The organism is Promicromonospora sp. NPDC019610, assembly GCF_044389365.1.
Classification (GTDB): Bacteria; Actinomycetota; Actinomycetes; order Actinomycetales; family Cellulomonadaceae; genus Promicromonospora.
Genome location: NZ_JBIRXX010000002.1, coordinates 2051757 through 2064539, shown reverse-complemented (window position 1 = coordinate 2064539; position 12783 = coordinate 2051757). Strand labels below are relative to the sequence as shown.

Here is a 12783-nt window from a genome sequence, read left to right as displayed (position 1 = left end):
TGCGGCGGCGTCTGTCGTCTTCCGGGATCTACCGCTGTGGTCAGGCACTGGGGGCTCCTTCTTCAGCCAAGACACCATCTCGTCTGCGGACGGACAACGTTAAACATAACGTGCATACCGGGCAGAACATTCGGCCCTTGTGGGTCACTGTGTAACCATTGCGTAAAGAAGTGACTATGGGCAGCCATATGACGGCGTAGGTAGTCTTGTGCGCCGTTGGCGCAACCTGGCAGCCTCGGCAACCGCCTGCCACGCCGACCCCGGTGTCGAAGACCCCCTGTCGGTTCGTCACGAACGACACCGTCATTGCCGGGTCGGTCGGCGGAGAGGTGCGACGCCTCGGGCAGGCTGCGGTGGACGAGGTCGAGTCCTGGGTGCGCACCGGGACGTTCCGTACGCCGGTGCACCCAAAGACCCTCGCCATCACGGCCTGAGTCACCCAGCCGCTGGTGCTCGTCCCGAGCATCGGTAGATCGAGTCGCCAACATCCTCGACGAGGCACGCTGGAACCTCGAGTTCATGCTCAAGATGCAGGTCCCCGACGGCGAACCTCGCGCGGGCATGGCGCACGAAGACTTGCGTGAACGGCAAGGCGCACGTCGATGCCGTCTGACGCTCCAGGGGCCTGACGCTCCAGGGGCAGGTCAGACGCGGGCAGGCGTGCGGGCGGCCTGGCGCTCGGGAGTGAACGTCACCGGCAGCGTCGACGGGTAGCGCGACCACGGCGATGGCGCCCACTTCACCACCGGGTCGGTGAGCCTCAGGTCGAGCCGCTCCATGAGGCTCTCCACCGCGATCTTGACCACGAGCCGCCCGGGGCGCTTGGCGGGGCATGCGTGCGGCCCGACGCCGAAGGACAGGTGCGACTGGTTGCCCGCCTCGAAGAGGTCGTCGCTGGTGCGTACCCGCGGGTCGTTGTTCGCGGCGGCCACGCCCATCACTATCGCGTCACCGGCGCGGATCCGGGCGGTGCCGAGGGTGCAGTCGGTCACGGCATACCGGGCGGGCAGGTTCGCCACAGGCGGCTCGCTCCACAGCGTCTCGTCCATCGCGTCGTCCAGGCCGCGGCGCACGCCGGTGACGCGGCCGGTGTACCGGGGGTCGGTGAGCATGCGGCGCAGCGTGGCCGCGATCCAGGTAACGAGCATCTCGTTGGCCGCGCAGATCGCCACGACCATGGAGTGCACGATCTCCGTGTCGTCCTCGAAACTCGGGTGCTTGATGAAGCTGGCGGTCAGGTTCGGGCCTGGCTTCGCCCGGGTCGCGATGACGTGGTCCAGCACGATCTGGTCCATCCGGACCAGGGCTGACACGGGATCGCCGCCGTGCCCGAAGATCTCGCTCGCGCAGCGCAACAGGTCGACCCCCTGCCGCTCGTCGAACCCGAACATGCCCGACACCGCCAGGAACGACACCGCCGCCGCATACTCGCCCATCAGATCCGCACTGCCCTTGGCGGCGAACGAGTCGATGAGCCGGGCGCAGACGACGCGCACGAGCGCTGCCGTCCGGACCTCGTCCATCTCGGCGAACGCCTCGTCCACCGGGAGCCGCAGCCGCCGGTGCTCCGCGCCGTCCGAGAAGTACAGGTTCCGCCGTCCGGTCGGGGACAGGATGGCGTGCAGGGTCGACTGCGGTGGTAGCTGCTCTCTCCAGTGCCGTGGGTTCCGGGCGAAGACGCTCTCCGTGCGCATCACCTCCATGACCTCGGCGTGCCCCAGCACGAGCCAGCCCGGTACGCCTGGCTCCAGGTCCACGGGGGCCACCGGCCCCCACTGGTCCTGCAGCTTGCGCAGTGCCGCAGTCATGTCCTCTGCACCGGTCAGGTCCACCAGCGCGACCCGGCCCTCGCTCCGCTGCGGTTCCAGGTCAGGCATGCCTCTCCACCCGTCGACATCCATCTAAATTATCCATCGAAATATGGGGCGACCTGCGTAGACGCCCGATGAGGCGTTTCTATCACGGGCAGCAGAGAACACGAAACACGCTGCGTTCTTCCCCACGGCGGCCAGGTCCGGGCTCATCGCCGTCGCGAACGCCGGCACCCGGAACGCCTCTCGCGAGACCCCCGCTCTGTTCATGACCGCTCAGGGCCAGCTCGGCCCCATCCTGTGGTGACCTGCGGTCCGCTCCGGTAGAACGATCGCTACGAGCTCGGTGGCGAACGTCATGATCTCGGTCGACATGGACGACACCGAGAACGCGGAGGCGCTGAGCGAGTGGCTGCGGACAGAAGCCCCCCGCCGGTCGAGTCCCGCTCGTACCGAGCGAGGACGACGAGGTCTTCTATCGGGAGTGACGAGCCAAGCACAAGGCCGTTCACACTCGGACGGCGGCGAGCCTGCACGCGGTCCGATAGAAGAGCCGCTCGGTACACATCGGGTACACATGACCGCCGTCTGAGGCCATCCGACGCCACCTCCACCGACGCGCCCCGGACCCGGCAGAACAGCGAAGTTCCAACGATCTCGCGGTGCCCAACCCACTTGTCGGACACCGCGAGACATACCAGCACACCATCCGGGAGAACCCGGCGTACAGACCGGCTCGTCCGCTCTTAACGCACTTCGCCGCGCGATCAGCGAAGTGAGTCCAGCTCGTCGAGGGCACGATGGCCGCGCTCGACCACCTGGGGAACGACGTCGTCACGCCCGTCACGGATGGGGAACTCGAGCATGTGCAGGGTGTGTGCCGCGGTAAGCACCGCCGCCCCCTCCCCACCGACCAGGTCGAGAATCCTCGTCCACAGCCGCCCTCGAACGTCGTCCAGCAGCGGGTCCTTGAAGCAGTACCAGACGAGGGTCGCGAGATCGATCGCCCGAGTGCCGCTACCCGCGTTCCCGATGTCTACGACCGCGACGACTGTTCCGTCAACGACCAGGACATTGCCGGGGGTCGCGAGATCGGCATGGACCATGTCGGGTGCGTCTCGTGGCGGTGGGACGTCGGCGGACACGAGCCGCAGGCGTTCGACCAGGGCCGACACAGCGGGGGAGTACCCCGAGAGCCCGGCGATGGACCGGCGGAGCCGCGACTGCTCGGGCGCCTCGTCGGGATCCCGTCCGGCGGCAGCCGGTTCCTGACCCGTGGCGACCCGCCAGGCGTACGACCAGTGGTCGTAGGGCTCGGAGGCCTGGCCGGCCTGGAGCTCGATGATCTCCATCAGCTGCTCCACGAGGGACGGGGTCAGCTCCGACGCGGGAGCCGCGTCGACGAAATCCATCAGCTGCCACACGTGGGTGGCTGTGGCCCCCACGGCGAGCCAGGCCGGCGTGGGATAGCCGCGCCCACGCATGTGCTCGACCACTCTCTGGGCGCGCAATGTCTCGTCCAGGTGGTGGGGGTGTGCCCGGGGCGCTGCCTTGAGAACTGCATCCGTCCTTCCGGCTACCTGGACGCGCACCGCGCCCCCGTTGATGCCCCCGGGGAGGCGGCTGACACGAGTGACCTCTGCCCTGACCGCGCTGGCCACGTCATCCAGGACCTCGGTCGGCAGCTCTTCGGGCGGGGTGCCCTGGTTCATCGGCTCGTGGCCGCAACGGCGGGTGCGCAGCACATGCGCGACACCCTACGGCCGGACGCGCCCACTCCCAACGGACTGCCGTCACCCCCGCGCCGGCGTCGGCGCGAACTCCCGCAGTTCCTCCCGGCCGCCCCGGACGACGAGGCACGTGGACTCCGGCACCTCGCGCCACGCTCCGTACAGGTCCCCGAGCGGTTCGGACACCACGAGCCGTGCGTCGTCGGACAGTTCGTGCAGCACCGGGTTGTCGGGGTACTGGTGCCTGAGCGTGGAGACGTCGGTGCTGTGGAACAGCGACCGGGACCTACCCACGCTGGAGTAGCGGAAAGCCCACGTGGTCTCCCCGTCGGTGGTGGCCACCGTCATCTGGATCGGGTGCTCGACGCCGTGGCGTCGTCCCGTCTCCTCGATGAGGCCGACCGCTCGGGCCACCGCTGCGGGAGGGTCCTCCTCCAGGCCGAAGGTCAGGGCCAGGTAGAAGAAGACCTCGGAGTCCGTCGATCCCTCGATCCCCGGGTAGAGGGCAGGGTCGACGGCCATCGCCAGGTCGCGCTTCACCGCCGCGAAGTCCGCGATGGACCCGTTGTGCATCCAGAGCCACCGGTGGTGACGGAACGGATGACAGTTGGTCTGCTGCACGTCCGTGCCGGTCGAGGCACGGATGTGCGCGAAGACCCGCCCGGCGGCCGCGTGGGCCGAGATCTCCTGCAGGTTGCGGTCGTTCCAGGCCGGCTCGGTGCTGTGGTAGACGCCCGGTTCCTCCAGGGCGCCGTACCAGCCGACGCCGAAGCCGTCACCGTTGATGGTCTCCGCGCCCAGCCGTGAGTGCCTGCTCTGCACCACCAGTGAGTTCTCCGGCTTGTAGAGCAGATCTTCCAGAAGTACCGGCGAACCGGAGTACGCGAGCCAACGACACATCTTTGACCTCACTCTCGACGCCAGGATGCGTCGGGAACGGGCCTCGCGCGTCATCCGAATCGGGTGAGGTCGGGCTCAGCGCCTCGTCTCGTACCGGTTCATGACCACACCACCGGGGAAGGTCCGTGTCCCCACCAGGTTCAGGTTCACCCAGCCGTCCAGGGCGGCGAAGAACGGTCTGCCGCCACCCAGGAGGATCGGATGGGTGACGACCGCGTACTCGTCGATGAGCCCGGCCCGCATGGCGGCCCCGGCGATCGCGGCGCCGCCGACCCGCATCGGCCCGCCGTTCTCAGCCTTGAGCCGGGTGATCTCCGCGATGGCGTCGCCGTCGAACAGGCGGGCGTTCCAGTCGACCGTGCCGATCGTCGACGAGAACACCACCTTGGGCGTGTCCCGCCAGTTCCGCGCGAACTCGATCTGCGCCGGGGTGGCGTCCGGCTGCTGGTCGCCCGTCGGCCAGTAGGAGCTCATGATCTCCCAGAGCTTGCGCCCGTACAGGAACAGCTCGATCGCGCGCTCCTCGTCGAGCCACCACTGGAACAGCTCGTCGTTCGGCTCGCTCCAGCCGATGTCGTCGCCGGGCGCGGCGATGTAGCCGTCCAGGCTCACGTTCATCCCGTAGCGCAGTTTCCGCATGGCTCCAGCCTTTCCCGTCAGTCGGTCTCCAGGCAGAGACCGGGACGACGCGGGAAACTCATCGGTGCGGCTGTTGCCGGCCGAGCCGATCAGCCACGCTTGGAAACGGCGTCGTTCGCGCGCTGCCACATCTCGTAGTTCCCGCATTCCGCGGTGATATCGGCCGTCGCCTGAGCCGCCGCGAAGAAATCGTCGGCCAGAGGCGAGGTTCGCGACGCCGCCATGGCGAGGTAGATCTGCTCGGGCGCCAGATCCGGGATGGGCACATAACTGATATCCGGACGTGAGTAGAACACGGTCTCCGAACGCCCCACGAACGAGATACCCCGGCCGGCGGCGACGTGCTCGAGCTTCTCCTCCACCCCGCGCACCCGGAGCCCGGAGTCGGGGTGCGGGAGCCTGGTGGGCTGCGTGCTCGCGTCGGCGTGCCAGACCAGCGGCTCACCGGCCAGGTCGGCCTCGCTGACCTCTTCCTTGCCGGCCAACCGGTGACCGGCGGGCAGCACCACCATGAGCGGCTCGGTGTAGAGCGGCGTGAGCCGCAGGCCGGTCTCGTCGATGGGCAGCCGCACGTAGCCGACGTCGACGCGGCCGTCGAGCAGCATCGGGGCCTGGTCGTCCCATTCCAGGCGCTGGACGTCCACGACGACGTCGGGGTGCCGGGTCTCGAACTCCCGGGCCGCCGGGATGACCGGGATGCCGGCCCGGAAGCCGACCACCAAACGCTTGCTGCCGTGGGCGGCGGCGGACACCCGGTGCCGGACGGCGTGTGCGGAGGCGAGCAGGGGACCGGCGTCGTCCAGCAGCTGTCGACCCGCGTCGGTCAGCGCTGCGCCGTGGCTGTTCCTCGTGAACAACGTGGCGCCGAGCTCGTGTTCGAGTGCGCGGATCTGCCGGCTGAGCACCGGTTGTGCGATGTGCAGGTCCTCGGCGGCGCGGCCGAAGTGCAGCCTGTCGGCGACGGCGACGAAGTAGCGCAGCTTGCGCAGGTCCAGATCCATGGCGCCTCCCGGTGCGGCAATGCCCCCAAGGTATCACCACGGCTGAAAAGGGTCTTGGACACAAAGTTCACGCCAATGGCATCGTTCATGGGAGCCCGAGCTGAGCGGTTCAAAGAATTCGGTTCAAGAATTCAGGACAAGAACTCAACACGGGCTTTTATTGCAATACCCATCAAGGCAACGGAGTGATCGTGGGAAAGCTCGATGGCAAGGTAGCGGTGATCACCGGCGGTTCCACCGGAATGGCACTGGCGGGCGCGAAGCTGTTCGTGGAGGAGGGGGCGCACGTCTTCATCCAGGCCCGGCGGCAGGAGGCGCTGGACGATGCCGTGCAGGCGATCGGCCGCAACGTCACCGCCGTCCAGGGCGACGCCGCCGACCTGGACGATCTCGACCGTCTGTACGACACCGTCAAGCGGGAGAAGGGCTCGATCGACGTGCTGTGGGCCAGCGCCGGGATGGGCGAGCCCGCCGCCCTCGGCGAGATCACCGAGGAACAGTTCGACCGCGCGTTCTCGCTCAATGCGCGCGGCACCCTGTTCACGGTGCAGAAGGCACTGCCGCTGTTCAACGACAACGGCTCGATCCTCATGACCGGGTCCAACGCCTCCCTCGGCGCTTTTCCCGGCTGGAGCCTCTACGCGGGGAGCAAGGCCGTCCAGCAGGCATGGGCCCGGGTCTGGCTCAACGAGCTGCGGGACCGCAGGATCCGGGTCAACGTCCTGACCCCCGGCCAGGTCGCCACGGCCAAGCAGGAGGAGCTGTTCGACGAAGCGACCAAGGCCGCCTTCGAGTCCCTCATCCCGCGCGGAGCGATGGGCCGCCCCGACGAGATCGCCACCATCGCCCTGTTCCTCGCCTCGGACGACTCCAGCTACGTCAACGGCCTGGAGCTGGTCGCCGACGGCGGCACCACCGCCATCTGACGCACGCACCAGAACCACGCACCAGAACCAAGCACCAGGAAGAGAGCACACCTCATGAGCAGCATCACCCTTATCGGTACGGGGAACATGGCCCGTGCCATCGGCACGCTCGCGGTGGCGGGCGGCAACACCGTCGAGGTCATGGGACGCGACCAGGCCAAGGCCGATGCCCTGGCCACGGCACTGGGGAGCGGCACGACGGCGGGCACGTGGGGCGCCGTCCCTGCCGGGGACATCGTCATCACGGCCCTGTTGGCCGACGGCGTCGTCCCGGTCGTCACCGAGTACGGGGACGCCCTGGCGGGCAAGGTCATCGTCGACATCAGCAACCCCTTCAACGCCACGTTCGACGGACTTGCCCACGGCGGCGAGGAGACCTCGATCGCGCAGGAGGTCGCCACGGTGGCCCCGGCCGGCGCCGCCGTGGTCAAGGCGTTCAACACGATCTTCCGCAACGTCCTGGAGCAGGGCCGGCCCGGCGTCTTCATCGCCGGCGACGACGCGCAGGCCAAGGCCGACGTGGCCGCGTTCGTCGAGAGCCTCGGGCTCCGCCCGCTGGACGTCGGCGGCCTCAGGATGGCGCACTGGCTGGAAGGGATGGGCCTGATCACGGTGAGCCTCGCCGGCAACGGCGTCGGCCACTGGGACTTCGCTCTCGGCGTCGACGAGTTCACCGGCTGAGCGCGCCCGCCCGCCCGCACGGCTCACCGATAGCTCACCCGCACACTCACAAGGAGCAGCAGCTTGCACGTCTTCGTCACCGGCGGGACCGGCCACTCCGGTTCGCACATCATCCCCGAGCTCGTCGCCGCCGGGCACGAGGTCACCGGCCTGGCCCGGTCGGACACCGCCGCGGCGGCCCTGTCTGCCCTCGGCGCCACGGTGCGCCGCGGCGACCTTGAAGACCTCGACGGGCTCAAGGAGGCGGCGGCGGACTCCGACGGCGTCATCCACGTCGCGCACCGGCAGGACCTGCTTCCGTCCGGCGGGATCGACGCCGTGGCCGCCGCGGAGATCCCGATCATGCTCGCGTACGGCGAGGCCCTCGCGGGAACCGGAAAGCCGCTGGTCGCGGCGGGAAGCATCGGCTCGCCCGGCACCGGGCGGGACCTGGGACGACCGTCCACCGAGGACGACCCGGCCCTTCCCGTCGGTGACGAGCACAAGGGCACCCTCCGGGCCCGTAACGTCGTGGAGACCACGGTCATCGGACTCGCCGAGCGGGGAGTCCGGTCCTCGATCGTGCGGATCGCCAACATCGCGCACAGCACGACGGACCGTGCCGGGTTCCTCCCGACACTGATCGCGCTCGCGCAGGAGAAGGGCTTCGCCGGCTACCCCGGAGACGGCGCCAACCAGTGGAACGCCGTGCACGCCCGCGATCTCGCCTCCCTGTTCCGCCTGGCGCTGGAGAAGGGCCCGGCCGGAAGGTACTGGCACGCGGTCGGGGACGGGGGCATCCCGGTCCGTGAGATCGCCGAGGCCATCGGCAGCCGGCTGGGCCTGCCCGCCGTGAGCGTGCCCGTGGACGAGCTGATGCTGCCGGCGCACTTCGGGTTCCTCGCGAACGTCGTCACGCAGAGCTACCCGGCGTCCAACGTCATCAGCCGCGAGACCCTCGGCTGGGAACCCGCTCAGCCCGGCCTGCTCGCCGATCTCGACAACGGCCACTACTTCCCCGCCGGCTGACGGCGGGGAACCCGGATCGGGGCAGGTCCCCGGATCACCAGGCGCCTCCCGTTCCTAGACTGTCGGCCATGACACGACCGTCGCAGATCCAGGAGCGGGAGCACGCGGCGCTCGTCGCCGACCTCCGCACGCTGACGCCCGAGCAGTGGCGCTCGCCGACGCTGTGCGGCGACTGGGACGTCGAGGACGTCGTCGCGCACCTGGGTGCCGCATCCCGGCTGACGTTCTGGGGCTGGCTGTGCAGCATCGCCGGTGCCCGCTTCGACGCGGACGTGCACAACCAGCGGCGGCTGGAGGAGTTCCGCGGGGACTCGTCCGCACAGACGCTGGAGCGCTACGCCGCCGTCGGGCCGATCGCGCTTCCCCGGAGGGAGAGTGTCGCGGGGCTGGGCGAGCTGGTCGTGCACGCCGAGGACATCCGCCACCCGCTGGGCCTGAAGCACGAGCCGGACGCCGAGGGCCTGCTCCTGGTCGCGCGGTTCTTCGCGGCCAAGGACTTCGCGGTGAACAGCAGGTCGCTGGTCAAGGGGCTCAGACTGACGGCTACGGACGCGGAGTTCCGGACCGGCGACGGGCCGGCCGCCACGGGTCCGCTGCTCTCCCTGGTCATGGCGATGGCGGGACGGCGCGAGGCGCTGGCGGACCTGGAGGGCGACGGCGTGCCGGTGCTGAGCCGGCGGCTGGGGGCGTGACGACCGGACGGTCGGATGTGGCGCGTCGCCGGGCCCCTGCGAGCAGGCCAGTACGCAGGCTGGCTCGTCCGCTGCTGGAGCCGAACTTCCGTCGATTTCCTGGCGGCTCGGTGGCACGCTTCACCCCATGAGCGACGAGACGGTCGACGAGACCAGCAGCACCCCGAAGGCCGCGTCCACGAGGCAGGTCGTGCACAGCTCGGCCAGCTCGCTCACGATCGGGCTCTGCCTGATCCTCGGGGGTGGGGTCGTCATCTTCCTGGCGGGCGTGCTCGTCGCTGGGCCTCTCCCAGGTGGATCCATGATCTTGATGTTCCTCGGGGGCACGGCGATCGTCTTCGGCGTTGTCCAGCTCGTCATCGGTGTCTACCAGCTCGCCGACAACATCGACCGGACGGCGCAGGCCGTGCTCAACGGGCAGCGACGCTAGCTCGACTCCCAGACCACGAGGTCGAACGCGACGGTCTCGGCGTCGGCATTGACCGCCGCGATGTGCGCGTACGCGGTGCGTCGCTCGTTGGTCTGCACGCAGAGGTGCATCCCTTCGGCCACCGCATCTGTGGCGATGGTCTGCTGCCAGGTCGTCTGCGCCTCGCAGTCCGCCCGGCCGGGGGCGCCGCTCATGATGGTGAGGCGCGCGCCCTCGACGCCGGCGTCGCCGTAGCAGAGGTCCTGGGGGACCGACGCGGCGCCCCAGTCGGCCGACGTCGTGTCCAGGTTGAGGCAGGTGTGGAGCATCACCTGGACGGGAGCGGCCGTCTCGCGCCTGATACCCGAGACGACGGCGGAGGCGCCCCCGGCGGAATCGTCCGGTGCCGTCCCGTCGTCAGCCCCTGCGTCGGTCCCGTCGTCAGCCCGGGCACCGTCGCCCGCGCTCGCCTGATCACGCAGCCGCTGGTTCTCCTCGCGCAGCTCCTGGTTCTGCGCTTCGAGGTCGTCGAGCTCGGCCTGCCGGCTGTCGTTCTCGGCGCGCAGGGAGGCCAGCTCCGCCTCGAGCTGGCCGTTGGCCGCCTCCAGATCCTTGACCCTGGCCTCCAGCACCCGGACCTGCTCCCCGGAGTCCGACGCGCCCGGCGTGAACAGGTTCTCGCCCCAGGCCGTCGCCACGCCGCCGAGCACCGCAGCGACGACGGCCGCCACGACGGCGACCGAGTGCTGGCCGAACCAGCCCGCCCGGCGGCTCGGCGGACTCTCCTGGGTGTCCACCATCGTGAGGATACGGGCATATGCCGCGAAAGCCAGGGGTAGTCGGGGAGCCCCGAGGCACAGGCGCTCGGCCCTCGCGCCGCTAACCTGGCGAGGTGCTGATCGAGCGAGTGAGCGTCAAACCCGCCCTGGTCGACGACGGCGTCTGGCCGTGGACGGTGCCCGCCGTCGCCGAGATCGCCGCGCGTGGCGTGCGGCTGACCAGCAGCATCGTGGTCCTGATGGGGGCGAACGGGTCCGGCAAGTCCACCGTGCTCGAAGCAATCGCGGAGCAGTACGGCATCGACGTGCGGGGCGGCCACGGCGGCAGACGGTACGCGAGCCAGCTCGACAGGAGCCCGCTGGGCGAGGCGCTCGTCCTGGACCGGACGATCGCCGGGGCCCGGATGCTCCGGCAGAAGGCGAAGGGGTTCTACCTGCGCGCCGAGACGGCCGCGGGGATGCTGGAGTTCATGACGGGCGCCGGGGTGAGCGGCTACGGCGACCGGCTGTCGACGGAGGTCAGCCACGGGGAGTCCTACCTCCAGGCCATCTCCGGCAGGTTCGAAGGCCCCGGCCTCTACCTCCTGGACGAGGCCGAGGGACCGCTGTCGTTCGAGTCCACGCTGCAGCTCCTGTACCGGCTGCAGGACCTGGTCGCCGACCACGCCGCCCAGGTGATCTACGCGACGCACTCACCGCTCGTGGCCGCGATCCCCGGGGCGCAGATCCTGGAGATGACCGAGCACGGCATCGCCGAGCGCACGTGGTCCGAGCTGGAGTCGGTCGCCCTCTGGAAGAGATTCCTGGGCCGCCCGGAGACGTTCTTCGACGGCGTCTGACCGGCCGACACCCGGTACAAGGGCGGATATGAGCTGGGTGGCGAACGCGATGATCTCGGTGGACACGACCGACAACGAGAACGTCGAGACATCGAGACGTTGAGCGAGTGGCTGCGAACAGCGGCTCCGCACCGGACGGGAACCGGTGCGACCGGAGTGGGGTTATCTCAGCCGGCTCTTCGGGCCCGGCAATCCGGGTGGGGCGGGTGGAAGGCGCCCGAGTGCGAGGTATGGGCAGGCGCCTTGAACCACGCTGATCTCGATGCACTCCGGCAGCGCTTCTTCGCGACGCCGTGGCATGAGCCGAACGAGGTGCAACTGCTCGTGATGGACCAGGAAGAGGGTTCTTCAGGTTATGGATGATCCGCGGTGGAAGCTGCGACAGTTCGCGCCCCTGGTCCCGACCGAAGAGGAAGACGACTTCTACCGGGGTTGAAGGCGCGGGAGGATCATCCGCTGAAGTGGCCGATCATGGCCTGTTCGTTGTCGGCCATCCGCTGGTAGAAGGTCCGCAGCTCGACGTGGAGGGCATCGATCAGCCCCCAGAACTGGTCGACGGTCCCTGGCTCGGTCGTGCCGAAGGTCTGGAGCCCCTCCAAAGGCGTCCGGGTGCCCACCATGTCGAGGTTGTCCCGGGCGAAGGCGTCCAGCTCTTCGCGTACGTCCCTGGCCGGTTTCGAGAGCGTGGCTGTCAACGTGACAACCTCGTCAGGCGACATGAGGAAGTACCACTCGCTGTACTCGTCCTCGCCGTACTTGACCTGTTCGCGGGCGAACCAGGAGTACGGATCGATCCCGTACGCCGCCTCGAGGTACGGATTGATCAGGTTCACGTAGTGGTGCTGGTATCGCAGCAGGTAGAAGCTGCGCGGGTCCTCCGTCGGCGCCGATTCGTCCTGCTCCCAGGCCCAGAACGCGTCGTCCCGCTCCCGGGTGTACTCGTCGAGCCACTCCTCTGTCCGCCGAACTACGGCGGGATCGACGGGGTACATCTCGAAGTAGATACCCATGAATCGCGATCGTAGGGCCAACCACTGACACGCCTCCGCCCGGTCAGAGCTCCGTCGTCAGGAACAGCGAGTCCCCGGGCACGGCGTCGTTCTCCACGCGGCCGGACTCCACGAACCCGATCTTGGCCAGCACCCGAGCGACGCGTCGTTCCAGTCCCGCACCGTGGCCCACAGCCGCCGGTGGCCCGACTCCCGCGCCGGCAGCCCGAGGGAGCCGGGCGGGGCGCCGTCGCGGACCCAGCCCTCGACGTCCTCGACGGTGGGGTGGCCGTCGGCGCGGATCCGCCGGTGCGCCGGAACCCGCGGGTCGCACTCGGACCACGTCTCGTGCGACGACCCCTGGACGCACCAGCCCGCG

13 protein-coding genes are annotated in these 12783 nt (G+C 69.3%); 6 read left to right on the top strand and 7 right to left on the bottom strand.

Features of this window, described 5'->3' with window-relative positions:
- Positions 1-644: 644 nt before the first annotated feature.
- From ACH45N_RS20855 to ACH45N_RS20835, 5 genes are all read right to left on the bottom strand, one after another.
- On the bottom strand, positions 645-1877 hold the full coding sequence (locus tag ACH45N_RS20855) for a cytochrome P450 (protein WP_397397341.1): 1233 nt from the start codon (positions 1875-1877) through the stop codon (positions 645-647).
- A gap of 701 nt (positions 1878-2578) precedes the next feature.
- Complete coding sequence (locus tag ACH45N_RS20850; RefSeq protein WP_397397339.1) at positions 2579-3556, bottom strand: phosphotransferase; 978 nt, start codon at positions 3554-3556, stop codon at positions 2579-2581.
- A gap of 48 nt (positions 3557-3604) precedes the next feature.
- Positions 3605-4441, bottom strand: coding sequence for a class II glutamine amidotransferase (locus tag ACH45N_RS20845; RefSeq protein WP_397397337.1), 837 nt, complete (start codon positions 4439-4441; stop codon positions 3605-3607).
- Between the two features lie 75 nt (positions 4442-4516).
- Positions 4517-5080, bottom strand: coding sequence for a dihydrofolate reductase family protein (locus tag ACH45N_RS20840; protein WP_397397335.1), 564 nt, complete (start codon positions 5078-5080; stop codon positions 4517-4519).
- 89 nt (positions 5081-5169) lie between these two features.
- Entirely contained in the window at positions 5170-6081 is a 912-nt protein-coding gene (locus ACH45N_RS20835; protein WP_397397333.1) for a LysR family transcriptional regulator, read from the bottom strand.
- 191 nt (positions 6082-6272) lie between these two features.
- On the opposite strand from ACH45N_RS20835, the gene ACH45N_RS20830 reads away from it, so the two are divergent.
- From ACH45N_RS20830 to ACH45N_RS20810, 5 genes are all read left to right on the top strand, one after another.
- Positions 6273-7007: an SDR family NAD(P)-dependent oxidoreductase gene (locus tag ACH45N_RS20830; protein ID WP_397397331.1), complete on the top strand. Its 735-nt coding sequence runs from the start codon at positions 6273-6275 to the stop codon at positions 7005-7007.
- A gap of 54 nt (positions 7008-7061) precedes the next feature.
- Positions 7062-7688, top strand: a complete 627-nt coding sequence (locus ACH45N_RS20825; RefSeq protein ID WP_397397329.1) for an NADPH-dependent F420 reductase — start codon at positions 7062-7064, stop codon at positions 7686-7688.
- Between the two features lie 63 nt (positions 7689-7751).
- On the top strand, positions 7752-8696 hold the full coding sequence (locus tag ACH45N_RS20820; protein ID WP_397397327.1) for an SDR family oxidoreductase: 945 nt from the start codon (positions 7752-7754) through the stop codon (positions 8694-8696).
- Between the two features lie 68 nt (positions 8697-8764).
- A complete protein-coding gene (locus ACH45N_RS20815) occupies positions 8765-9388 on the top strand; it encodes a maleylpyruvate isomerase family mycothiol-dependent enzyme (protein ID WP_397397325.1) in 624 nt (207 codons plus the stop codon).
- Positions 9389-9515: 127 nt separating this feature from the next.
- On the top strand, positions 9516-9818 hold the full coding sequence (locus ACH45N_RS20810) for a hypothetical protein (RefSeq protein ID WP_397397324.1): 303 nt from the start codon (positions 9516-9518) through the stop codon (positions 9816-9818).
- Here ACH45N_RS20810 and ACH45N_RS20805 read toward each other — a convergent pair.
- On the bottom strand, positions 9815-10594 hold the full coding sequence (locus ACH45N_RS20805; RefSeq protein WP_397397322.1) for a hypothetical protein: 780 nt from the start codon (positions 10592-10594) through the stop codon (positions 9815-9817). The genes ACH45N_RS20810 and ACH45N_RS20805 overlap by 4 nt on opposite strands.
- A gap of 95 nt (positions 10595-10689) precedes the next feature.
- Here ACH45N_RS20805 and ACH45N_RS20800 point away from each other — a divergent pair, with 95 nt between their 5' ends.
- Complete coding sequence (locus tag ACH45N_RS20800) at positions 10690-11415, top strand: AAA family ATPase (protein WP_397397320.1); 726 nt, start codon at positions 10690-10692, stop codon at positions 11413-11415.
- Positions 11416-11864: 449 nt separating this feature from the next.
- Here ACH45N_RS20800 and ACH45N_RS20795 read toward each other — a convergent pair whose 3' ends face one another.
- Positions 11865-12425, bottom strand: coding sequence for a hypothetical protein (locus ACH45N_RS20795; RefSeq protein ID WP_397397318.1), 561 nt, complete (start codon positions 12423-12425; stop codon positions 11865-11867).
- Between the last annotated feature and the right edge of the window lie 358 nt (positions 12426-12783).

Bases quoted from the DNA above. Each gene is read 5' to 3' on its own strand.
- ACH45N_RS20840 (WP_397397335.1), bottom strand. From the start codon at position 5,080: ATGCGGAAACTGCGCTACGGGATGAACGTGAGCCTGGACGGCTACATC.
- ACH45N_RS20825 (WP_397397329.1), top strand. From the start codon at position 7,062: ATGAGCAGCATCACCCTTATCGGTACGGGGAACATGGCCCGTGCCATC.
- ACH45N_RS20815 (WP_397397325.1), top strand. From the start codon at position 8,765: ATGACACGACCGTCGCAGATCCAGGAGCGGGAGCACGCGGCGCTCGTC.
- ACH45N_RS20795 (WP_397397318.1), bottom strand. From the start codon at position 12,425: ATGGGTATCTACTTCGAGATGTACCCCGTCGATCCCGCCGTAGTTCGG.
- ACH45N_RS20845 (WP_397397337.1), bottom strand. From the start codon at position 4,441: ATGTGTCGTTGGCTCGCGTACTCCGGTTCGCCGGTACTTCTGGAAGAT.
- ACH45N_RS20835 (WP_397397333.1), bottom strand. From the start codon at position 6,081: ATGGATCTGGACCTGCGCAAGCTGCGCTACTTCGTCGCCGTCGCCGAC.
- ACH45N_RS20810 (WP_397397324.1), top strand. From the start codon at position 9,516: ATGAGCGACGAGACGGTCGACGAGACCAGCAGCACCCCGAAGGCCGCG.
- ACH45N_RS20855 (WP_397397341.1), bottom strand. From the start codon at position 1,877: ATGCCTGACCTGGAACCGCAGCGGAGCGAGGGCCGGGTCGCGCTGGTG.